17 protein-coding genes are annotated in these 21,174 nt (G+C 32.3%); 11 read left to right on the forward strand and 6 right to left on the reverse strand.

All coding sequences use genetic code 11. The annotated features are described in order from the left end of the window. Nucleotides 1-524: 524 nt before the first annotated feature. From RWL85_RS02695 to RWL85_RS02710, 4 genes are all read left to right on the forward strand, one after another. Nucleotides 525-2,327, forward strand: a complete 1,803-nt coding sequence (locus RWL85_RS02695) for an ABC transporter substrate-binding protein (RefSeq protein ID WP_314084652.1) — start codon at nucleotides 525-527, stop codon at nucleotides 2,325-2,327. A gap of 504 nt (nucleotides 2,328-2,831) precedes the next feature. Further along, nucleotides 2,832-4,640, forward strand: coding sequence for an ABC transporter substrate-binding protein (locus RWL85_RS02700; protein ID WP_314084655.1), 1,809 nt, complete (start codon nucleotides 2,832-2,834; stop codon nucleotides 4,638-4,640). Nucleotides 4,641-4,880: 240 nt separating this feature from the next. After that, nucleotides 4,881-5,774: a DMT family transporter gene (locus RWL85_RS02705; RefSeq protein WP_314084658.1), complete on the forward strand. Its 894-nt coding sequence runs from the start codon at nucleotides 4,881-4,883 to the stop codon at nucleotides 5,772-5,774. Nucleotides 5,775-5,851: 77 nt separating this feature from the next. Continuing rightward, complete coding sequence (locus RWL85_RS02710) at nucleotides 5,852-6,916, forward strand: endonuclease (protein WP_314084662.1); 1,065 nt, start codon at nucleotides 5,852-5,854, stop codon at nucleotides 6,914-6,916. 159 nt (nucleotides 6,917-7,075) lie between these two features. Here RWL85_RS02710 and RWL85_RS02715 read toward each other — a convergent pair whose 3' ends face one another. Next, on the reverse strand, nucleotides 7,076-8,275 hold the full coding sequence (locus RWL85_RS02715; protein ID WP_314084665.1) for a dicarboxylate/amino acid:cation symporter: 1,200 nt from the start codon (nucleotides 8,273-8,275) through the stop codon (nucleotides 7,076-7,078). Between the two features lie 342 nt (nucleotides 8,276-8,617). Further along, nucleotides 8,618-9,943 carry an FAD-containing oxidoreductase gene (locus tag RWL85_RS02720; RefSeq protein WP_314084668.1) on the reverse strand — a complete coding sequence of 442 codons (1,326 nt, stop codon included), beginning with the start codon at nucleotides 9,941-9,943 and terminating at the stop codon, nucleotides 8,618-8,620. Between the two features lie 300 nt (nucleotides 9,944-10,243). On the opposite strand from RWL85_RS02720, the gene RWL85_RS02725 reads away from it, so the two are divergent. Beyond that, the gene (locus RWL85_RS02725; protein ID WP_314084671.1) at nucleotides 10,244-10,579 is read left to right on the forward strand and encodes a zinc ribbon domain-containing protein YjdM; all 336 of its coding nucleotides are present in this window, start codon (nucleotides 10,244-10,246) and stop codon (nucleotides 10,577-10,579) included. Nucleotides 10,580-10,725: 146 nt separating this feature from the next. Then, nucleotides 10,726-12,096 carry an MFS transporter gene (locus RWL85_RS02730; RefSeq protein ID WP_314084674.1) on the forward strand — a complete coding sequence of 457 codons (1,371 nt, stop codon included), beginning with the start codon at nucleotides 10,726-10,728 and terminating at the stop codon, nucleotides 12,094-12,096. Nucleotides 12,097-12,179: 83 nt separating this feature from the next. On the opposite strand, the gene RWL85_RS02735 is transcribed toward RWL85_RS02730, so the two are convergent. Continuing rightward, complete coding sequence (locus RWL85_RS02735) at nucleotides 12,180-13,394, reverse strand: peptidoglycan bridge formation glycyltransferase FemA/FemB family protein (protein ID WP_314084678.1); 1,215 nt, start codon at nucleotides 13,392-13,394, stop codon at nucleotides 12,180-12,182. Nucleotides 13,395-13,564: 170 nt separating this feature from the next. Between RWL85_RS02735 and RWL85_RS02740 the strand changes: the two genes are divergently transcribed. Continuing rightward, entirely contained in the window at nucleotides 13,565-13,825 is a 261-nt protein-coding gene (locus RWL85_RS02740) for a hypothetical protein (protein ID WP_314084681.1), read from the forward strand. 67 nt (nucleotides 13,826-13,892) lie between these two features. Here the strand turns inward: RWL85_RS02740 and RWL85_RS02745 are convergent, their stop codons facing one another. Both RWL85_RS02745 and RWL85_RS02750 read right to left on the reverse strand, forming a co-directional pair. After that, a complete protein-coding gene (locus RWL85_RS02745) occupies nucleotides 13,893-14,987 on the reverse strand; it encodes a metallophosphoesterase (RefSeq protein WP_314084684.1) in 1,095 nt (364 codons plus the stop codon). A gap of 204 nt (nucleotides 14,988-15,191) precedes the next feature. Next, on the reverse strand, nucleotides 15,192-15,818 hold the full coding sequence (locus RWL85_RS02750) for a superoxide dismutase (RefSeq protein ID WP_314084686.1): 627 nt from the start codon (nucleotides 15,816-15,818) through the stop codon (nucleotides 15,192-15,194). A gap of 441 nt (nucleotides 15,819-16,259) precedes the next feature. Between RWL85_RS02750 and RWL85_RS02755 the strand changes: the two genes are divergently transcribed. Then, nucleotides 16,260-17,429, forward strand: coding sequence for a hydroxymethylglutaryl-CoA synthase (locus tag RWL85_RS02755; RefSeq protein WP_314084689.1), 1,170 nt, complete (start codon nucleotides 16,260-16,262; stop codon nucleotides 17,427-17,429). A gap of 11 nt (nucleotides 17,430-17,440) precedes the next feature. Further along, on the forward strand, nucleotides 17,441-18,709 hold the full coding sequence (locus RWL85_RS02760) for a hydroxymethylglutaryl-CoA reductase, degradative (protein WP_314084691.1): 1,269 nt from the start codon (nucleotides 17,441-17,443) through the stop codon (nucleotides 18,707-18,709). Between the two features lie 76 nt (nucleotides 18,710-18,785). Here RWL85_RS02760 and RWL85_RS02765 read toward each other — a convergent pair whose 3' ends face one another. Beyond that, nucleotides 18,786-18,953, reverse strand: coding sequence for a hypothetical protein (locus RWL85_RS02765; protein ID WP_314084694.1), 168 nt, complete (start codon nucleotides 18,951-18,953; stop codon nucleotides 18,786-18,788). A 108-nt stretch (nucleotides 18,954-19,061) separates the two neighbouring features. Between RWL85_RS02765 and RWL85_RS02770 the strand changes: the two genes are divergently transcribed. Further along, nucleotides 19,062-20,240 carry an acetyl-CoA C-acetyltransferase gene (locus RWL85_RS02770; protein WP_314084697.1) on the forward strand — a complete coding sequence of 393 codons (1,179 nt, stop codon included), beginning with the start codon at nucleotides 19,062-19,064 and terminating at the stop codon, nucleotides 20,238-20,240. A gap of 135 nt (nucleotides 20,241-20,375) precedes the next feature. Next, nucleotides 20,376-21,002, forward strand: a complete 627-nt coding sequence (locus RWL85_RS02775; protein WP_314084700.1) for an O-antigen ligase family protein — start codon at nucleotides 20,376-20,378, stop codon at nucleotides 21,000-21,002. Nucleotides 21,003-21,174: the final 172 nt, after the last annotated feature.

Consider the following 21,174-nt stretch of genomic DNA (forward strand, 5'->3'; position numbering starts at 1 on the left):
GAGATTTAGCTAAGGGTACTTAGTTGAATTCTCCCTAATAAACTTATATTTCATTTTATTTTCAATTAATTTTGGAGGGGACGAAAAATTAGAACTTTATTAAAGGTTTTGATTTCAGTCCTTTCTCCTTTTGAAAAGGTGAATATATTGTTTGAGTTTATTAGAATATTAATTTAGAAAATAATTATAGCTTTTTACTTTTTAAAAGAAGATTTTATTAAGAGGGGATGACCCAAGGCTTTAAATTTTAAAAGAGATTATATGAAACTCATAGGAATAATGTATTGATATCTAAATTTGATTTATAAAAGTTCTTTAGGTACAAAATAAACTTTGATGACTCTAAAAAATCTTGTTTCTTTTAAATCATGAATTTTGAGTCATTCCTGCATCATTAATGAAATATGTAGAGCTACAATTTTACATAGTACTAAGGTGAAGTATCGTGCTTTAATGTGGTAAAGATACCTCGTCTTAAATTTTTTATTAATTATTAGTAATTTAATGTTATATTGGAGGAAAAGATGAAGAAAAATAAATTTTTAAAAGTATTCAGTTCAGCGATGGCACTATCAATTATTTTGGCAGGATGTTCAACATCATCAAAATCATCAAAAGAAAGTAAACCAGCGGTAGAATTTAAAACATCGGTTGAAAATGGTGGAAGCGCAGTAAGTGGTTCTATATTGAAAATTGGTATTTTAAGTGCGGATCCATTAACAGGTATGTTTAACCCAGTGTTTCACTTACAAGCAACAGATAATGCAGTAATGGAAGACACAATGGCGCATACATTTGCCTTTGACCATTCATATAAATTAAAAGAAGATGATGAAGATGCACCGGTTAAGTTTCATTTAGATAAAGATAAAAAACAAGTGACACTTACAATCCGTAAAGATTTAAAATGGAGTAATAATCAAGATGTAGTTGCAGAAGATATTATAGCAACATATGAGCTTATGGCTAACCCTAAGTATAAAGATAATATTCGTTATAAGAGTGAATTTGAAACGATAGAAGGTCTAAAAGATTACCACGAAGGTAAAACTGAAAAAATCTCAGGTATTACTAAAAAAGACGATAAAACAGTTGTAATTCAATATAAAGATGTAAAGCCGGCTCTTCTTTGGGGTAGTGGATTTATAACAACATTCCTTAATAAAGATCAAGTAGCTGCAGCGTCAAAAGACTTCAGCAAATTTGTAGAAGCGGAATTAAATACTAAGCCATTATCATATGGACCATACTATTTAGACAAAGTAGTAAATGGTGAGAGTGTACTTGCCAAACAAAATCCATATTTCTATAAAAAAGATGCTGTAAAAGTAAAAGAAATCCAATATAAAGTAGTAGCACCAGCTCAAGCGAGCTCTGTAATAAAAAATGGTGAGATTGACTATATGTCACAAGTAACGCCGAATGTATGGAGTGCGGTAAAGGATTATTCAAATGGGACGTTACTAGGACAACCAGATTTTTATATTTCATACGTAGGATTTAAACTAGGTGTATGGGATAAAGATAAAAATGAAGTTAAGGTAAATCCAAATGCAAAAGCAGCTGATAAACGTGTACGTCAAGCATTTGGTTATGCGGTAGATTGGGATCAATTAAATGAAAAAATCTACAAAGGGCTTCGATTCACACCTACAAACTCAGGAATTTATCCGACGCGTTCAGAAGATTATTACGATAAAGATGGATTCAAATTTAAAAAAGATGTAGAAAAAGCGAAAAAACTTCTTGATGAAGCAGGGCTTAAAGATGTTGATGGAGATGGATTGAGAGAAGATAAAGATGGTAAAAAACTAACGTTTAACTTTGCAATTCGTAATACAGGTCAGGACTATGACCAAACTCTTGCTGATGCATTTATAAAATCATGGAAAGAAGTAGGATTAGATGTAAAACTATCTGACGGAAAACTAATGTCATCGAAAGATTGGACACAACGAGTAACAAGTGATGATCCATCTATTGACCTATTCCAAGGGGCATGGAGCTTAGGAACTAATCCGAATCCAGCACGTTTATTAAGTGATAAAGCTAAAGTTAATTATCAAAGATATATGAGTGATGTACTTAAAAAAGATTTAGAAACAATCAATTCAAAAGAAATGCTAGATGATGCTAAGCGAAAAGAAGCATACAAAAAATTTGATAAAGATTATGCTGAAGAAGCGGCATGGTTACCATTTAGTTGGAGTACAGACATTACTTGGATAAATAAACGTATTAAAAACTTCGATGTTAAGAAATACGCTTTCGGTGAACAAAGACTATATGAGTTAGAACTTACTTCTAATGATAGTGCTAAAGGGTAATTTTAAAATTTTATATTAAGTTTAAAGGGGCTGTCTAAAAGCCCTAAACTATAAAAATTTATATGAGAAATAATAGACGCAGTGGTTTATTGATATTTAAATTCTTCTTAATAGAAGTATTTTGAATATCTAATAAACCTTGCAGGGGATGACTTGATAAAATTGATTTCTATGAAATCACGATTTTCGGGTCATTCTTTTTTATATAAAAATAAATATACTATTTTAATAAAATACAATTTTGAAGAACAATATATTATATACATAGAATATCCTTGTTGTATATGTAAACAAGATAATGGATTCTTTAATAAATAATAATAAACAAGATAATTGGTTGATATTAAATTTATATTTTTAAACTAACAAACAGAAATTTAAAAAGAGAATTTTGTTATTTTTATATTATTTTCTGAAAATTCGCTTGACTTATTATTAAAATGATGTTAGAATAATTTCATAAATAATTGAAAATAAGTTTTTATATATTATGGAGGAAATAAAATGAAAAAGAATAAGTTTTTAAAAGTATTTAGTTCGGCGATGGCACTTTCAGTTATTTTAGCTGGATGTTCAAGTGCTAGCAATAATACTGGAAACAAAAACGCTCCTAAGCCAAAAGTTGAATTTAAATCAAGTTTTGATAACGGAGGAAGTGCTGTAGATGGAGCAACATTAAAATATGGTATTCTATCTCCACAGCCACTAACAGGTCTTTTTAACCCAGTATTTTCAGATAAGGCAGAAGATCAATTCGTGAACTTAGCTGTAATGGGTGGAACATTCCCTACTGATGAAGAAGGGCGTGTTGTTCAAGATGATGCAAACGCTGCAGTTAAATTCCACTTAGATCGTGAGAAAAAAGAAGTTACTTTAACTATTCATGATGGAGTAAAATGGAGTAACGGTGAAGCTTTAACAACAAAAGATATCGTGGCTACTTATGAGCTTATGGGTAACCCTAAATTCACTACAAATACTCGTTATAACGCTGCGTTTGAGTTTGTTGAAGGTATGAAAGAGTACCACGCAGGAACAGCAAAAACGATCTCTGGTTTACAAGTTAAGGACGATAAAACTGTAGTAATTAAATATACTCAAGTACGTCCATCATTGTTATGGGGTGAAGGTTTTGTTGGTGAATTCTTAAATGCAAAACAAGTTGAAGAAGCATCTAAAGACTTCACTAAATTTGCTGAAGCAGACTTAAATAAAAAACCATTATCATATGGTCCTTACCACATCACTAAAGTAGTAAACGGAGAAAGTGTTCTTGCAGAACAAAACCCTCACTACTACAACAAAGATAAAATGAAACTTAAAAAAATCGAGTTCAAAACAGTAGCTCCAGCTCAAGCTAGCCAAGTAATCAAAAATGGAGAAGTAGACATGATTGAAGATGTTACTCCAAGTGTCTATGAAGGAGCTAAAGACATCAAGAACGGAACATTCTTAGGAGAAACTTCTCGCTACATGTCATATGTTGGATTCAAACTAGGTAAATTCGACAAAGCTAAAGGTGAAAACGTAGTTGATCCTAACTCTAAACTTGCTGACAAAAACTTACGTCAAGCATTCCTATATGCAGTTGACCGTGACCAAATCAATGAAAAAATCTTCAAAGGATTACGTTTCACTCCAACTGGATCTGGTATGTACCCAGCAGCTGTAGGTAAATTAGTAAACGAAAATGCAACTGCAGCTAAAAAAGATGTAGAAAAAGCTAAAAAATTATTAGATGACGCTGGATACAAAGATAAAGATGGTGACGGACTACGTGAGGACAAAAACGGAAACAAACTTTCATTCAACTTCGCTATCCGTAACACAGGAGCAGAATATGACCAAGCATTAGCAGATGTATTCTTAAAATCTTGGAAAGAAGTAGGATTAGATGTTAAATTAGTAGATGGAAAACTTATGTCTCCAAAAGACTTCTCTCAACGTGTACAAGCGGATGATCCATCAATCGATATCTTCCAAGGTGCATGGAAATATGGAACAAACCCTAACCGTCAAGAGTTACTAGGTAAAAAAGCTCCATTAAACTTATACCGCTACACTACTGAAGCATTTGAAAACAGCTTTAAAGCTCAAGCAACTGACGATATGTTTGATGATGCTAAATTAAAAGCAGCTTACAACAAATTTGATGGAGAAGTAGCTGAAGAATTACCATTCTTCCCATTAAGCTGGGATACTAGCCTTTCATTCTTCAACAAACGTGTTAAAGCATACGATTTAGCTAAAGTTAAGAAAAACCAATTCAAACTTTATGATATTGAGTTAACTTCTAACGAAGGTGCTAAATAATAAAAATAATATACGACATAGATGACTACGGTCGTCTATGTCTTTTTTTAAGATATTAGTATTTTCTTGTAAATATTTAAAAATGTTTGGAATTCTATTAGTTGTCATACGCGATAGATAATAGTTGAAATTTTTGTAAATAACATATAAAATTATAAAAGTGTAATGTATTTATTGCTAGAATAGTAAATACTTTTAGAATTTTGATATTCATAAAATAAGTATAGGAAAGGTGTATTAATGAGAAAATTTATTTCAGAATTATTATTGATAATCGTAACGATTATTTGGGGTCTGGCTTTTATTTGGCAAAATATAGCGAGTAAGGTATTAGGACCACTAACAGTGGTAGGAATAAGATCAATAATAGCAGTTGTTTTTCTTGGAGCTGTTGCGGTGTTAGTTCCTAGTTTATATAAGAGTCAAGATCCGAAAATGTTAGCTGAGCCAACGACGAAAAAGCAAAGTTGGTTATTAGGTGGAATCTGTGGGATTGTACTATTTTTTGCAATGTATATTTCGCAAATTGGAATCGGTATGACAACGGCAGGGAAGGCTGGATTTATAACAGTTTTATATATATGTATAGTTCCGTTTATCGGTGTTTTCTTAGGAAATAAGCTTAATAAATTCTTTATAATAGGGTTAATTTTATCGGTAATTGGTTTTTATTTCTTATCAGTAAAAGAAGAGTTTGCCTTGGAGATGGGAGATATTATAGTTTTAGTTAGTGCTATTTTATTTGGTATTCATATTATTGTTATTGATTATTCTGCTGTTAGGGTTAATTCTATGTTTTTATCAATTGTCCAATTAGTTGTTGTATCTGTGTTGAGCTTAGTTCTTGCAGTATTTAAGGAAACGATAGTTTTTGCAGATATTATGAGTGTAATTTGGCCATTACTTGCGATAGGGGTACTTTCTAGTGGAGTAGGATATACTTTACAAATCGTTGGTCAAAAAAATGTTCCACCGCATACAGCATCTTTAATATTAAGTTTAGAGTCTGTTGTAGCTGCAATAGGTGGAGTACTTATTCTTGGTGAACATATAGGTTTACGAGAAGGAATAGGTATGCTTATTGTTTTTGTAGGGATTATCGTGTCACAATTACCAGATAATAAGAAAAATTAATAGATTACAATGTAAAGTATTAAGGAGTGACTCGAAAACTGTGATTTTGTCGAGGCTCCTTTTTTATGAGGTTGATGATGAAAAAAATATTAAAATTTATAGTGAGTTTGTTGTTAGTAGGGGTATTAGGCTTTTTAGGATTAGTTGGATACTTGATGGCTACTGAATATAGTCCAAATGGTGTTGAGAGTTTGCCGGTTACTAAACAGGGTGTTTCAGAAAACGCAAAGTTAGGGACAGAATATAGTGCTCTTAACTGGAATATAGGATATGCTGGCCTTGATAAAGATGAAGATTTTTTCATGGATGGTGGAAAAATGGTACTACCATTAGATAAAAACCATGTTGAAGACAATTTGAAAAACATTACAGAAATAGTTAAAAATGAGAATGCGAATGTTAACTTTATTCAAGAAATTGATGAAGATTCGAAGCGTAGTTATAATATTAATCAGGTTACAGCTTTTGATGAAAAATTGGGTTTAAATAGTATTTTAGCGTATAATTTCAAGGTTAGATATATACCATATCCATTGCCACCACTAGGGAAGGTGAAAAGTGGTATATATACTGCGACTAATTTTAAAATAGAGAACGCGAGAAGATTTCAAATGGCAATTCCATTTAGTTTTCCTGAGAGATTAGCGAATTTAAAACGTGGATTTTCTGTTGTTTATACGAAAATTGAAAATAGTGATAAATATTTAATATTAATTAACGCTCATCTTGATGCTTATGATAAGGGAAATTCTGGAAAAATTGCTCAGACAAAACAACTTCTTGAATTTATTGATTATGAGTATAAAAAAGGTAATTATGTGTTAGTTGGAGCAGATTTCAATCAGTCGTTAAAAACTTTAACAAAAGATGAAATTAATACTGTGCCAAAAGAGCTTTGGCGTGCTGAAAATTTTGATAAGAGTTTATTACCGAGTGGCTTTAAGTTAGTGTATGATGAGAGTAAAAATTCTGCAAGACTTAATAATAAACCTTATGTGAGAGATAGTGAAGGAACATATGGTTTTATTATCGATGGTTATATTGCTAGTGATAATATTGAGGTACTTGGAGTAGAAACGCTAAATCAAGAGTATAGATATAGTGATCATAATCCGGTGAAACTAAGATATAAACTTAAATAGAATAATGAAAGTGGCTCGGAGATTAAGTTCAAAGAGCTGCTTTTTTGATAAACTAAATTTTATTGCCACTTGTTCTTTTGATTGTGGTGCGAGACGTCTTCAACCAACAGTTTTTCAGTCATGAAAAATCCCACAAACTTGCGTCTGTGGGATAGTTTCTTATACTTTTTGATTCAAATCTTCTTTAAAGAAAAGTTTATTTAATTTATCAACGATTGCTGATAAAGCTCCGTCTCCAGAGATGTTACATGCAGTACCAAAGCTATCTTGAGTGATGTATAATGCAATCATTAGAGATAACATGATCTCGTTGAATCCAAGAACTGATTGTAATAATCCAAGAGCGGCCATAACTCCTCCACCAGGAACTCCCGGTGCAGCTACCATTGTTACACCAAGTAGTAAGATGAATTTAATCATTACTGCAGCTGATGGGAATGCAGCACCGTTTTGTAACCAGAATACTGCAGATGCACATGTAGTTAAAGTAATAGTACTTCCTGATAAGTGGATAGTCGCAAATAATGGAATAGTAAAGTTTGCGATATTTTTATCAACACCCATATTTTTAGTACTCTTAAGTGTTACAGGAATTGTAGCAGCTGATGATTGAGTACCGATTGCAGTCATGTATGCAGGTAGGATATTTACAAGCATCTTAAATGGATTTTTACCATTGACTGATCCAGCTACTGTGTATTGGATAATAATAATCGCGATGTGCATAATAATGATAATTACAAATACCATAGCGAAGATTTTTAAGATTTTGAATACTTCACCAGAAGCTGTAATATTCATGAATACACCTAGAATGTAGAATGGAAGAAGTGGGATAATTACAGAAGCAAGTAATTTTTCTATAATTTCTCCGAAGTCTGCAAATCCTTGTTTTAATCCTTCTGATTGTGTTGCTGAAATCCCAATTCCTAAGATGAATGAGATGATAAGAGCAGTAGTAACATCAAAAATCGGATTCATTTTAAACTCGATGAAAGGTTTTAATAATAAATCCTCTGGGTTTTTGAATGATTGTAATGTAGCATTAGCTAAGATATTCGGTAATACTGCTTGTGCTGTTAAGAATGCAAATGTTCCTGCGATAATAGTAGAAATATATGCAACTCCTGTTGAAAGTCCAAGTAATTTCCCAGCGTTGTTAGATACTTGGCTGATACCTGGTACGATAAATCCTACGATAATAAGTGGGATTGTGAATCCTAAGAATGAGCTGAAAATTGATGAGAAAGTAACGAATACTCTAATGATTGATGTAGATAGAGTACTTCCTAAAACTATCCCTAAAGTAACAGCTATAATAAGTTTTACTATTAATGGAATTCTTTTATAATAACTCATTGTCTTATCTCCTTTTCATTGTATTTTTTAAAAAGACATGTGTTCATTATACAAGAAAAATTATACCTTGTAAAGGGCTAAAAGACATATTCCTTTTAATAAATTAAAATGGTACTAATTAAAAAGCTCTAATTTTTAAAAAAGTTTATATGAGACGTAATAGGAGAAATGGATTGTTCATATTTAAATTATCTTTATAATGACTCTTAGATAACTAATAAACATTACGGAAGAGATTCGATAAAATCGATTTCTTTAAAATCACACTTTTCGAGGTACTTCTAGTATAAAAAAAGCTTAAAGCCTCAAATTATTATTGAGATTTTAAGCTTTTTATAGTTATTAGATTAATTTGAATAAATCATTTAAGTTCTCAGCCATTGTTGGGTGAGTAAAGATTTGATCTCTGATGTAAGTGTATGGAATTTTGTTATCAATTGCCATTTTAATTAAGTTGATAATTTCTTCTGAGTTTTTACCGAATAGTGTAGCTCCAAGAATTAAGTTAGTATCTTTGTCTACAGTTACACGGAATAATCCACGTGGATCTTGGTTAACAGCTCCTCTTGGCATATTAGCAACTGGTAGAGATGCTACTGCAACGTTAGAGTAAGCTGCTTCAGCTTCTTCTTTGTGTAATCCAACGTGAGATAATGCTGGAGAGATGAATGTTGAGTAAGGTACGTTTTTACGGTCAGCAGTTGTGTATTCTTTGTTACCGTGTAAGTATCCGTTAACTACTCTAAAGTCGTCTAATGATACGTAAGTGAATTGTAATCCACCGTTAACATCACCAACTGCAAATACATTTTCTACAGCTGTTTGACAGAATTCATCAACAACGATAGTTCCGTTTGGACGTAATTCGATGTCAGTGTTTTCTAATCCTAATCCTTCAGTGTTAGCACGACGTCCAGTTGCGTGTAATACTGCTTCGAATTCTAACTCACCATATTTTTCTGTATCAACAACTACAAGTTCTCCGTTGTTGCGGATTTCTTTTGTTGCAGTTCCTAATTTGAACTCGATTCCTGCTTCTTCTAGGTATCCTTGAGCAAGTTCAGCGATGTCTTTATCTTCTCTTCCTAAGATTCCAGGAGCGAAGTCGATAACTGTAACTTTAACTCCAAGACGAGCGTATAGGTTTGCGAATTCTAATCCGATGTTACCTCCACCGATGATTCCTAGAGTTTTAGGAGCTTTTTCTAATTGTTGTAATTCTGTGCTATCGTAAACATTTTTAGATGTTGTTAATCCTGGAATTGGTAACACGTTGTTTTTAGCTCCAGTGTTAATTACTACGATTTCACCTTCAAGTTGTTTAGTTTCTCCGTTAGCAGAAATTTCTACTACTTTGTTAGAAACGAATTTAGCGTGAGCAGTGTATACATCGATGTTAGGGCTGCTATCTAACATAGCGAAGTTTTTAGCGTTAAGTTTAGATACAACAGCATCTCTTGTAGCTTTAGCTTCTGTATAGTCTTTTTTGTTGTCAGCAGCTACGATTAAAGTTTTAGTTGGAATACATCCGATATTGATACAAGTACCACCGTACATTGCACTACTTTCTTCAACTACTGCTACTTTTTTCCCTTCTTTAGCGAAAGTTGCTGCTAAAGTTTTTCCGGCTTTACCGAATCCTACTACTAATAAATCATATTTAACCATAATTTGATTCCTCTTTTGTTTTAAATTTTTGTTTATATTTTATATTTTAGAATAATCGCAAATAAATATAATGTGATTAACTCTTTAATACATATTTTATTACTTCTTTAAAAAAAATTCAAGTACTTTGCCTACAAAAGTAGACGATTTTTTAAAAAATTTTTAGGAAAGAGATTTTTTTGTTAGAATTATTATTACATCAAGGTTTGAAAGAGTAAGTTGTTTGATATTATTTTGATATTATATCTCATTATGGTATAATATCCCTTGTACAAAATTGAAATATTATGGAGGAAAACAATGACATTACCTAATTGTCCAGAATGTAAAAGTGAATATACTTATGAAGATGGGATTATGCTAGTGTGTCCTATGTGTGCTCATGAATGGTCACCAGAAGATGCTAGTGGAGCAGAAGAGGAGAAAGTTTATCGTGATGCTAACGGTAACGTACTTCAAGATGGAGATACAGTTTCTGTAATTAAAGATTTAAAAGTTAAGGGTAGTTCATCTACATTAAAACAAGGAACTCGTGTTAAAAATATCAGATTAGTTGATGGAGATCACAATATCGATTGCAAAATTGATGGTTTTGGTGCTATGAAACTAAAATCTGAGTTCGTTAAAAAAATATAATTAAATAAAGAGCTGACTCAATAGTTGTGATTTTAGTGAAATCATCAAGAGCACAGCTCTTTTAATTTTTATATCGGTACTTAATCTTTCGAAAATAGAAAAGATAGTATATAATAAATAAATGTGTTGAAAATAAATTGAAAAGAATGAAAGGAAATACAATGACGAAAATTCAAAAACGTTTATCTATGATAGCTTTGCTTTTAGCTAATTTTATAGGTGGACTTGATACAACAATGTTGAATACTGCATTACCGCAAATTATTAAGGATTTAAATGGTATAAATCAATTAGGTCTGTTAACTTCCATGTTATTATTTTTTATAGCTATGACAACAGTTCTTTGGGGTAAGCTTGGAGAAGTAATAGGTAATAAAAAAGCATTTCAATTATCAATTTTAATCTTCGCAATAGCTTCTATACTAGGGGGATTTTCTGTAAATATCTGGATGATGGTATTTGCTAGAGGATTAATGGGTATTGGTATAGGAGGAATGATTTCTATTCCTTTTGTAATATATGCTAAGCTTTTTCCTGACGCGAAAGAAAGAGCCGTTGCCTTAGGATGGGTAACAGCCTTCTATGGTGTGGCAAGTATCTTAGGTCCTATTGCTGGAGGTTTTGTAGTCGATGTATTAGGGTGGTCTTGGATATTTTTTAGCCTTGTTCCATTTTCAGTAGTTTCTTTAGTATTAATCCAAATTTTCTATAAGGAAACTGTAATTTCACAAAAACCAAGAGTTGATTACATTGGAAGTGGACTATTAGTGATTATTTCGGGAGTTATTCTTTATTGGATTAGTAATCTTCCGAAGCTTAATATATTTATGAATAGTTTACTAGCAATATTTGTAATTGTTAGTAGTTATATACTATGGAAGTGGGAAAAAAAGGAAACAGAACCGATTCTGCCAATCAGTCTGTTAAAGAATATGTCTTACATTACGAAAAACTTAATTATGGTGTTGGTCTATGCTTTTGCTATCGGATATAGTATTTACGCTCCAATGTGGGCGCAGGTTGTATTAGGAACTAGTGCAACTATGGCAGGTGGGACACAGATTTTTAGTTCTATCGCAGTTATGTTAGCAACGAGATTTTCTGCTAAATTTATAAGTAAATTGTCATTTAAAAAACTTATAAATATAGGTTTTATGGCGATGGCTGTTTCAGTATTTATGATGGCCTTTGCTCCAATAGGTGTTTCTTATTACTATATTTCGATTAATGGTGCTTTCCTTGGACTTGGCCATGGTTTGATTTTCCCATCAGCACAAGTAGCATTCCAAGAAGTTGTACCTAAAGAACAACTTAATATAGCGACTACTTTTAGCTTATTATTAAGAACGTTAGGCCAGACTCTTATGGCATCAATCTATGGTTTAGTATATGCTAGTCAAGTTAATGGCATTAACAGTATAGAACACTCATATCAAGGATTACATATAATCTTTATTATTGCAGCTGTTTCAGTTATATTTGGATGGATAATGAACAAAATTACTTGGAAATTATAATAAAAATTTTCTTTTTATATATATTAAAATAGTAGATTAAAACAAACAGTCTGTAAACCTTGATGATTTACAGACTTGTTTTTTTATCTTTTGATTAGTTTTAATATTTTTCTTCTTAGTGGTAATCCGTAGTTGTACATTAAATTGAATACGTGAGAGATTACTAAATCGAACTCTCCGTAGTATTCTACGATATTTGGAGCGAATTTTGATTTAAAACCAAGTAGACTGTCGTTTAAATCTCCTTCGATTCCACCCATAGAAACTTCTTTAACACCCATTTCTTGAGCTTTTTTCATTGTATCAGAAAAGACTTTATACTGGGCAGGAAGTTTTGCGAAATCCTCATTCATACCAGCGTAAATAATTTCTGCGTGGTTACCATAAGCGATAGTAATCGCAGCACTTATAACTTGATCCTTGCTTTTATCTTCTATCTCTAAGCTATCAAATAGAACGATTAGCTTTTCAATTCCGGCTACTTGCTCAAGAAGAGTACGTTTTTTCTTCGGTGATTTTTCTCCAAGAGCTTCAATTTCAGCTTCAATAGTTTCTTTTCTAGAATGGCATTCATTTACAGCTTTTTCTACATTTATATATGAAATGTATAATAAGGCATTGTCCCCAAAAGTATCTAGTAAGTTTTCGAAATACTCACGACCACGCAATGAGATATTTTTTCTTTTCTCAGTACAAGCTAGGGCGAAAAGAAAGTCATCAAGATTCTCTTTACTACAACGTCTAACTTCAACGAATTTTTTCTCTGCATCACGAATTAAGCGACGTGTATCTTTTGGAAAAAGATCAGGGACTTCCTGTTCAAGTTTCGTAACTGTGTTAAAACGTGGTTGAATAGTGCTACTCATATCAAGGCTAAAACCTTTGTGTTTATAGCCATTCTCCTTGAATACTTTTATAAGAGTGTTGTTCTCTCTATCTACCTCAAAATCCTTAAATACCGCTAACTTCTCATCTTTTACCGCGGTAGGGATATCTAATTTAACCATTTTAGCACCTTTGTCTTTGGCAAATTTTTTAAGGTTAGTTAAAAAGAAATTAAGTAGCTCAGTATTAGTATAATCAAGAATTGGACCACGTGGTGCATACCATAATCCTTGACGAGTTAGAATCTGAACAGCCGCTACAATATTGTCATTTTTATCTGCGACAGCTACTCTTATAGCCTCCCATGTGTTTTTAATGTGAGACCACTCGATAGCTTGCATCATATTACCATGTTTGTGATTTTTTATAAATTCAGTATATTTTTCATCGTTAATATTTGTTAAAAATTTCATTATTCAATAATCCTTTAACTAAAGTACACTTTATCATAACAAATTATAGTAGAAAAATCAATTTTTAGAAGGAGTTAAGAAGAAATAAGTTAATTAAAATATTTACAATCGCATACAAAACTTATATAATGTGTATATAGAATAAAACAAAGGAAGTAATTGCGATGAACATGAATATATTATATATCATGCTAGGATTTATATTTGTCTATGCGATGATTTCTAATGCAAGAGACAAGATAAAAAAGCGTGATGAGAAGAGTAAAGAAGCATTTGAAAGACTTCAAACACCAGCATATAAAAAAGAATTAGAAAAAGTTATAAACTTAAGTCAAGATGATGCATTTAATATGGCAGCATTAAGAAAAGCATACTTTTTAAATGGAAAAGATGCAAAAAAACTAATAGAGATTTTCAAAAAAAATAGATAGGAAAAACAAGAAACTCAATGAATCGATTTTTATGAATCCGATTGTTGAGTTTCTTCTATATAATTAATTATTTTCCTTCGATTGTAATCATCCACACTTCACTACGTGCTGAAGTTTTGAAAGGTGGTCCCCAGAAACCATAACCAGCAGAAGTGAAGAAATGCTTGCCATTAATCTCTGCGTAGCCATGATCTAGGGTATAAACTACATCTGTGATAAAGTTTAACGGCCATAGTTGTCCGCGGTGAGTATGCCCAGAGAGTTGAACATCTATAGGTAAGGTGGCGTGATAATCAATAGCATCAGGTTGATGATCCACAAGAACGATAGTTTTGCTTAAATCAACGCTCTTAAGAAGGTCAGCAGTATCAAGTCTATCGCGACTGACACTCTTATCCTTACGACCTACTAAAGTTATATCATTATTAGGTGTAATACTTTCATCAAATAGTGGGATTATTCCGGTCTTTTTGATCTCGTTTACTATTTCTAGCGCGTCACGGTCGTGATTTCCCATTGTAGTATAAACACCTAGTGGAGCTTTCAGTTTACTTAGATTTTCTTGCATATTACGCTTTTTGTATATAACCATATCATCATCCATAAGGTCTCCTGCTATAACTACAGCATCTGGTTTCTCCTTATCAACAATATTGTTCAGTTTTTCAAGTTGAGGATTTGAGAAAAATGTTCCAAGATGAAGATCAGAGACCATAGCAATTTTAATAGGTTTATCAAGATATTTGTCTACTTTAATAGTCTTATTAATCACAGTAGGCGAGTATGCCCAAAATAAACCAAGAGCAGTCATACCTATTAAGTATAGAGTAGTTATGCTTAAACTAATTCCTTGAGTAAGGTTTAACTTAAAGATTTTCAGTAAAAATTTAATGATTAATAAAACTATACCTATGACAGCACCATTTAAGAAATAAAAGTACCAAATGTTTCCATAATTTATCCATGGTGCACCTAATCTTAGCATATAAGCTAAGATAGAAAAGTTAGCAATAATAAATAGCGTGATACCGATAGCTAATTTAGCCTTAGTGGAAACAAAAGGTGAAATCATCCATTTTAAGCCTAGCCATAATAGGAATACGAGTATTTCATATACTGCGAATACCCCGATGAAGCCAGCGATAAATTTCCAATTATTCAATATCAATTCTCCTTTAATCAATTTAATAACAAATGTAAGAATATGTTGTATATTCAAACAGAGTGCTTATCATTATACAATATGAAGTTAAAATTGTCATTAAATTAGGTTAATGAAAAGACCAGATAAGAGTTGATTAAGAGAGAAAGACTAAATTATAAAAAATAAAAAAGCCGTCATATGACAGCTTTTTCATCTATGTAATTATTTACCTAATTTTTCTAAGTGTTTAGCTAGGCGTTCGTTAACGAAATCCCAGTTTACAACACGGAAGAATTCTTTAATGTAGTCTGGACGACGGTTTTGGTAGTTTAGGTAGTATGCGTGCTCCCAAACGTCTAATCCAAGGATTGGAGTAAGACCTGTTAAGTATGGAGAGTCTTGGTTAGCTGTAGAAGTAACAACTAGTTTACCTTCTTTATCTAAAGCAAGCCATGCCCATCCACTACCGAATCTTGTAGCAGCTGCAGCTGAGAAGCTCTTAACGAATTCTTCGTATCCACCAAGTTCAGCTTCAACTTTTTCTTTAACTAGTCCAGCGAATTCAGAAGAATCTGCTTTAGTTAGAGATTTCCAGAATAGGCTGTGGTTGTGATGTCCACCACCGTTATTGATAACAGCTTGACGGATGTCAGCAGGTACGCTATCAATGTTTTTTAATAACCCACAAATGCAGTTAGCTTCGAATTCTGGGTGTTTTTCTAAAGCTGCGTTTAGGTTGTTAACGTAAGCTGCGTGGTGTCTGTCGTGGTGAATTTCCATAGTTTTAGCATCGATAACTGGCTCTAAGAAATCGAATCCATAAGGTAATTCAGGTAATTTAAATGTCATAGTAATAATCCTCCCGGGGTTTTTTTAATATATTACCATTATAAGAAAAATATTAAAAATAAACAACAAAAATGCTTACAAAAAAATTTTTTTATTAAAAAGAAACTATTTTTCAGTCTGAAAATGCTAGTAAAATCGAGTTTATACAAGAGGTTCACCTAAAATTCTAAATTTTAAAAAAATTATAAATTAATATCGTGCTTGCTCGAGATATATTTTGTTTGAATTTTATATTAGTTAAAGCATAAGATTTGTAATTTTTAATGGCTATCTATGGACTAATTCGTGAAAATTTTATACAATAGTATTTGCATGAAATATTTTAATTTGAATTGAAAGTTTATATTTGTTAAACTTTAATTTTTAAATGTTTAATAGTATAATATAGTTGGAAAAATTGTATAGATAAATAAATCGAGTCTAATCGAAAGGAATTTGATAATGAAAATAGGAATTGATAAGTTTGGCTTTGCAATGCCAAGTTATTATTTAGATATTCGTGATTTAGCAACAGCGCGTGGAATAGAACCTGACAAATTCACTAAAGGTCTATTACAACTTGAAATGAGTATTCCTCCTGTATCTCAAGATATTGTAACTCTTGGAGCACAGGCAGCTTTTGAAATACTTGATAAAGATGATTTAGAAAAAATTGATATGATTATCGTAGGAACAGAATCAGGAATTGATCAGAGTAAAGCTTCTGCGGTATTTATCCATGGACTTTTGGATATTCAACCATTTGTACGTGCTATTGAAGTTAAAGAAGCATGTTATGGTGCAACAGCAGCCTTAGATTTCGCTAAAAATCATGTTATGAATAATCCGGAATCAAAAGTATTGGTTATTGCTAGTGATATTGCAAAATATGGAGTTAAATCATCAGGAGAGTCTACACAAGGTGCTGGTAGCTGTGCGATGGTAGTGAGTAGTAATCCAAGAATTTTAGAATTTAATAATGATAATGTTTGTTTAACTCGTGATGTTATGGATTTTTGGCGTCCAAATTATTCTCATTATGCATTTGTAGAGGGGAGATTTTCTACTGAACAGTATCTTGACTGCTTAACAACTACGTGGAATAGATTTATCGAAAAATCTAAAAATAGTCTTGAGAATTTTTCAGCAGTATGTTTGCATCTACCATATCCTAAGTTAGGATTAAAAGGTTTAAATTTGTTGTTAGAACAAGCTGAAGAGAATAAGAAAGAAGAACTACTTGCTCGTTTTAATGAGTCAATCTTATATAGCCAACGAGTAGGTAATATATACACAGGATCTTTATTCTTAGGACTATTATCACTTCTTGAAAATAACACTACTCTAGAAGCTGGAGATAAGATTGCTTTATATAGTTACGGTAGTGGAGCAGTTGCTGAAGTATTTAGTTTAACTTTAGTGGATGGTTACAAGGAGCAGTTAAGAGATAATCGTTTTGAGGACTTCGCTAGCAGAACACGTATTTCAATAGAAGAATATGAGAATATGTTCTTTAGAGATACTACTGTTGATGAAGAGGGTAATCTAGATATTTCTGATATTCAAGATGAAAGTAAATTTATTTTAGAAAAAATAGAAAATCATAAGAGAATATATAAAAAACAATTTTAAAAGAGGGGACTATGGAAAAAATTTGGAGTGGATTTTATAAAAAAAATATTAATGAACGTTTAGAGGTTGTTGAGAAAACTGATATTTTAAGTGAAGAGCATTTTCAATTTCTTAAAAATAATGAAGTTCTAGACTTTAGTACGGCTAATAACATGGTAGAAAATGTTATTGGAACTTTTTCTCTACCGTTTAGCGTTGTGCCAAATTTTATTGTTGATGGAAAACAATACGTAGTACCGTTTGTTACAGAAGAACCATCGGTAGTTGCTGCTTGCAGTAATGCTGGGAAAATAGTAGCGAAATCAGGTGGTTTTAAGACAGAAGTTCTAGACCGAAAAATGATTGGTCATGTAGCATTATATAATATAGCTGATACTGATGAAGCTGTAGAATGTATTTTACAAAGTAAAGAATTACTTTTAAAAACAGCTAATGAAGCATATCCATCTATCGTAGCACGTGGAGGGGGAGCTTATGATATTGAGGTTAAAGTTTTATCAGAAGATGGAACGGATTTTGTAGTTGTCTATCTTGTCGTTGATACTCTGGAAGCGATGGGGGCAAATATGTTAAATACTATGTTAGAGGCACTTAAAGTTTCGTTAGAATCATTAACTGAAGGTGTTGCATTGATGGCGATATTATCGAATTACGCGACACGCTCACTAGTTACCGCAAAATGTGCTATTCCATTTGAAAACTTAGGTAAAGATGGAGAGTACCTCGCAAAAAGAATTGAGCTTGCTAGTAAATTCGCAAAAGCCGATGTTTATAGAGCTGCTACTCACAATAAAGGTATCTTCAATGGGATAGATAGTGTTGTTATAGCGAGTGGAAATGACTGGAGAGCTATAGAAGCGGCGTGTCAGAGCTATGCAGCTAAAGATGGTAAGTATCAAGGTCTTTCTAAATGGTACTGTGATAAAAAAAACAGTGTGCTTATTGGAGAGATTACTCTACCGATGCCAGTCGCAAGTGTAGGAGGATCTATTGGAATTAATCCTACAGTAAAAGTCGCAAGAGGATTATTAAACAATCCGGACGCTAAAACTCTGGCGAGTATAATCGTTTCTGTAGGTTTAGCTCAAAATCTAGCGGCCTTAAAAGCGTTAGTAGGTGATGGAATCCAAAAAGGGCATATGAAGTTACATGCAAAATCTTTAGCGATATTGGCTGGAGCTTCTAATGATAATATAGAGTTAATTGTTGAAGAACTTAGAAATGAAAAACATATGAACTTAGCTAGTGCTAAGAAAATAGTAGAAAAATATAATAACTAGTACAAAAAGGGATGACTCGATAAAATCTTATTTCCTTGAAATCAAGATTTTCCCGAGTCACTTCCCTCTTTTAATTTTAGTATATCTCGAATTTTTCAATGTAGTATATTGTTTTATCAATTCCGCTCTCATAATTTTTATTGTTTAAACGGAGTGTCATCATCCCTGTAGGTTTTATTGTGGCAATAGTTTCAAAAGGAATTAGAACTTTATCTCCTTGTATTTCCCATTTTTCAACTGGCATAAAGATTGTATCAGTAGGACCTCCATAACCAATGTCATATACATTATTTGAACAACTGTAGTTTTTATAGTAAAATATACTAAAAAATCAAACTTAGGAGAAAAATACATGAATAGAGTTGCTATTGTAAGTGCTAAAAGAACTGCTATAGGGAGTTTTGGTGGAAGTTTAAAAGATGTTCCAGCAGCTAGACTTGGTGGGAATCTTGTAAAGCAAGCATTAGAAAGTATAAATCTTGATCCAAATCTTGTTGATGAGATAATATTTGGTAATGTGTTACAAACTGGTTTGGGGCAAAATGTTGCACGACAAATTGCAGTAAATGCTGGTATTCCAAAAGAGAAGAGTGCCTTTGTCGTGAATAAGGTATGTGGTTCTGGTTTGAAAAGTGTTGTATTAGGAGCTCAGTCAATCATGTTGGGCGATAATGATATAGTAATTTGTGGTGGAGTAGAGAATATGAGTGCAGCACCTCATTATACGAAGAATGCACGTTTTGGTCAGAAATTAGGTAGTTTTGAATTAGAAGATACTATCATAAATGATGGGTTAACTGATGCTTTTGAAAATTATCATATGGGTATCACGGCTGAGAACATAGCTCAGCAATATAATATAACGAGAGAGGAACAAGATGAGTTTGCTCTTAAAAGTCAGAAAAAGGCTGCTTTGGCAATTGAAAATAACTTATTCACAGAAGAAATAGCTCCGATAATTGTTAAAACTAGGCGAGAGGAAATTAGCTTTAACACCGACGAATTTGTTCGTGCTAATACTACTTTGGAAAGTTTAGCCCAATTACGCCCGGCTTTTAAGAAAGATGGAACAGTAACGGCAGGGAATGCTTCAGGTATAAATGATGGAGCTGCTTGTGTAATATTAATGAGTGAAAATTGTGCAAAAGAGTTAGGGTTAGACGTTCTAGGTTATATTGAAGGCTATGCATCAGCAGGCTTAGATAATAAGGTAATGGGCTTAGGACCTGTTCCGGCAACAAAGAAAGTGCTAGAAAAACTAAATTTAAATATAGAAGACATAGACTTATTTGAGATGAATGAAGCTTTTGCTGCACAATCAATAGCTGTAACGCACTTATTAAATCTTGACGAAAGTAAGGTTAATACTCGTGGTGGAGCAATTTCACTAGGGCATCCGATAGGAGCTAGTGGCTGTCGTATTTTGGTTACTTTGGTGCATGCACTAATTAAAGATAACAAGGAAAAAGGAGTATGTTCACTTTGTATAGGTGGAGGGCAAGGGATTGCTATGGTTATTTCGAGAAAATAATTATAGACTTTATACAAATATATTCCTGGTAATCCCTTTATATTTCGCTAAAATAAAAGTTATTTATAAAAATAATTGTTTATTGGAAAAGAAAGTGTTAAAATAGATAAGTGATTATTTTTAAGGAGAAATATTGTGAATAAATTCATAAGAGAACATGGACAAGTTATTTTGTGGTTTATCTTCTTAGTATTTATGATAATATCGCTTAGTATGGTATTTACTCACGGTATAGGTTATGCTAGTATTGTATTCATATTAAGCTTTGTATTATTGTGCCCACCTATTGTAAAACTTATTCAACGAAAAACACGTTTGAAAAAAGTAGTTTTAGGAGCTGTGAGTGCACTAGTAATGACGTTAACAATGTTAATGACTAATCACTTTAGTGATGCTAAAAAAGAAGAACAAAGAAAAACTTTCCAAGAGAAAAAAGAAGAACGTGATAAAAAAATAGAAGAACAGTCATCAGCGGATAATGACTCTGAAAAGAAAGAGCAACAAGTAGCGCCACCTCCACCACCTAAAAAAAGAATTGATGAGCAGGATGTGGAAAAAAATGAGACTGTTCAATTAGCCCAAAAGAAAGAGGCACAAGCACAATTACAACAACCCAAGAAAGTAATAGTGAGAGCAAGTAAAAAGAATGGATATTATTATACACCGACACATCCTTCTTATAACAATATCGCAGCAAAAAACCTATTAGTCTTCAACTCAGAAGAGGCTGCTCAAAAAGCAGGATATAGAAGAGCTGCATAATAAAAAAGGATTGACTTGAAAATCGTAATTTTGTAGAAACAAGATTTTATCGGGTCAATCCTTTTTTATCACTTTAATGTATAAAAACAAAGAGGAATATAGTGTAGAGTAGAGTAGTTTGAGAATGATAAAATAAGAATGTACAGTTTTGACAAAATAAAAATGTACAAAT

It is taken from the genome of uncultured Gemella sp. (assembly GCF_963515875.1).
Taxonomy (GTDB): domain Bacteria; phylum Bacillota; class Bacilli; order Staphylococcales; family Gemellaceae; genus Gemella.

Bases quoted from the DNA above. Each gene is read 5' to 3' on its own strand.
- RWL85_RS02695 (WP_314084652.1), top strand. From the start codon at position 525: ATGAAGAAAAATAAATTTTTAAAAGTATTCAGTTCAGCGATGGCACTA.
- RWL85_RS02700 (WP_314084655.1), top strand. From the start codon at position 2,832: ATGAAAAAGAATAAGTTTTTAAAAGTATTTAGTTCGGCGATGGCACTT.
- RWL85_RS02705 (WP_314084658.1), top strand. From the start codon at position 4,881: ATGAGAAAATTTATTTCAGAATTATTATTGATAATCGTAACGATTATT.
- RWL85_RS02710 (WP_314084662.1), top strand. From the start codon at position 5,852: ATGAAAAAAATATTAAAATTTATAGTGAGTTTGTTGTTAGTAGGGGTA.
- RWL85_RS02715 (WP_314084665.1), bottom strand. From the start codon at position 8,275: ATGAGTTATTATAAAAGAATTCCATTAATAGTAAAACTTATTATAGCT.
- RWL85_RS02720 (WP_314084668.1), bottom strand. From the start codon at position 9,943: ATGGTTAAATATGATTTATTAGTAGTAGGATTCGGTAAAGCCGGAAAA.
- RWL85_RS02725 (WP_314084671.1), top strand. From the start codon at position 10,244: ATGACATTACCTAATTGTCCAGAATGTAAAAGTGAATATACTTATGAA.
- RWL85_RS02730 (WP_314084674.1), top strand. From the start codon at position 10,726: ATGAAAGGAAATACAATGACGAAAATTCAAAAACGTTTATCTATGATA.
- RWL85_RS02735 (WP_314084678.1), bottom strand. From the start codon at position 13,394: ATGAAATTTTTAACAAATATTAACGATGAAAAATATACTGAATTTATA.
- RWL85_RS02740 (WP_314084681.1), top strand. From the start codon at position 13,565: ATGAATATATTATATATCATGCTAGGATTTATATTTGTCTATGCGATG.
- RWL85_RS02750 (WP_314084686.1), bottom strand. From the start codon at position 15,818: ATGACATTTAAATTACCTGAATTACCTTATGGATTCGATTTCTTAGAG.
- RWL85_RS02755 (WP_314084689.1), top strand. From the start codon at position 16,260: ATGAAAATAGGAATTGATAAGTTTGGCTTTGCAATGCCAAGTTATTAT.
- RWL85_RS02760 (WP_314084691.1), top strand. From the start codon at position 17,441: ATGGAAAAAATTTGGAGTGGATTTTATAAAAAAAATATTAATGAACGT.
- RWL85_RS02765 (WP_314084694.1), bottom strand. From the start codon at position 18,953: ATGCCAGTTGAAAAATGGGAAATACAAGGAGATAAAGTTCTAATTCCT.
- RWL85_RS02770 (WP_314084697.1), top strand. From the start codon at position 19,062: ATGAATAGAGTTGCTATTGTAAGTGCTAAAAGAACTGCTATAGGGAGT.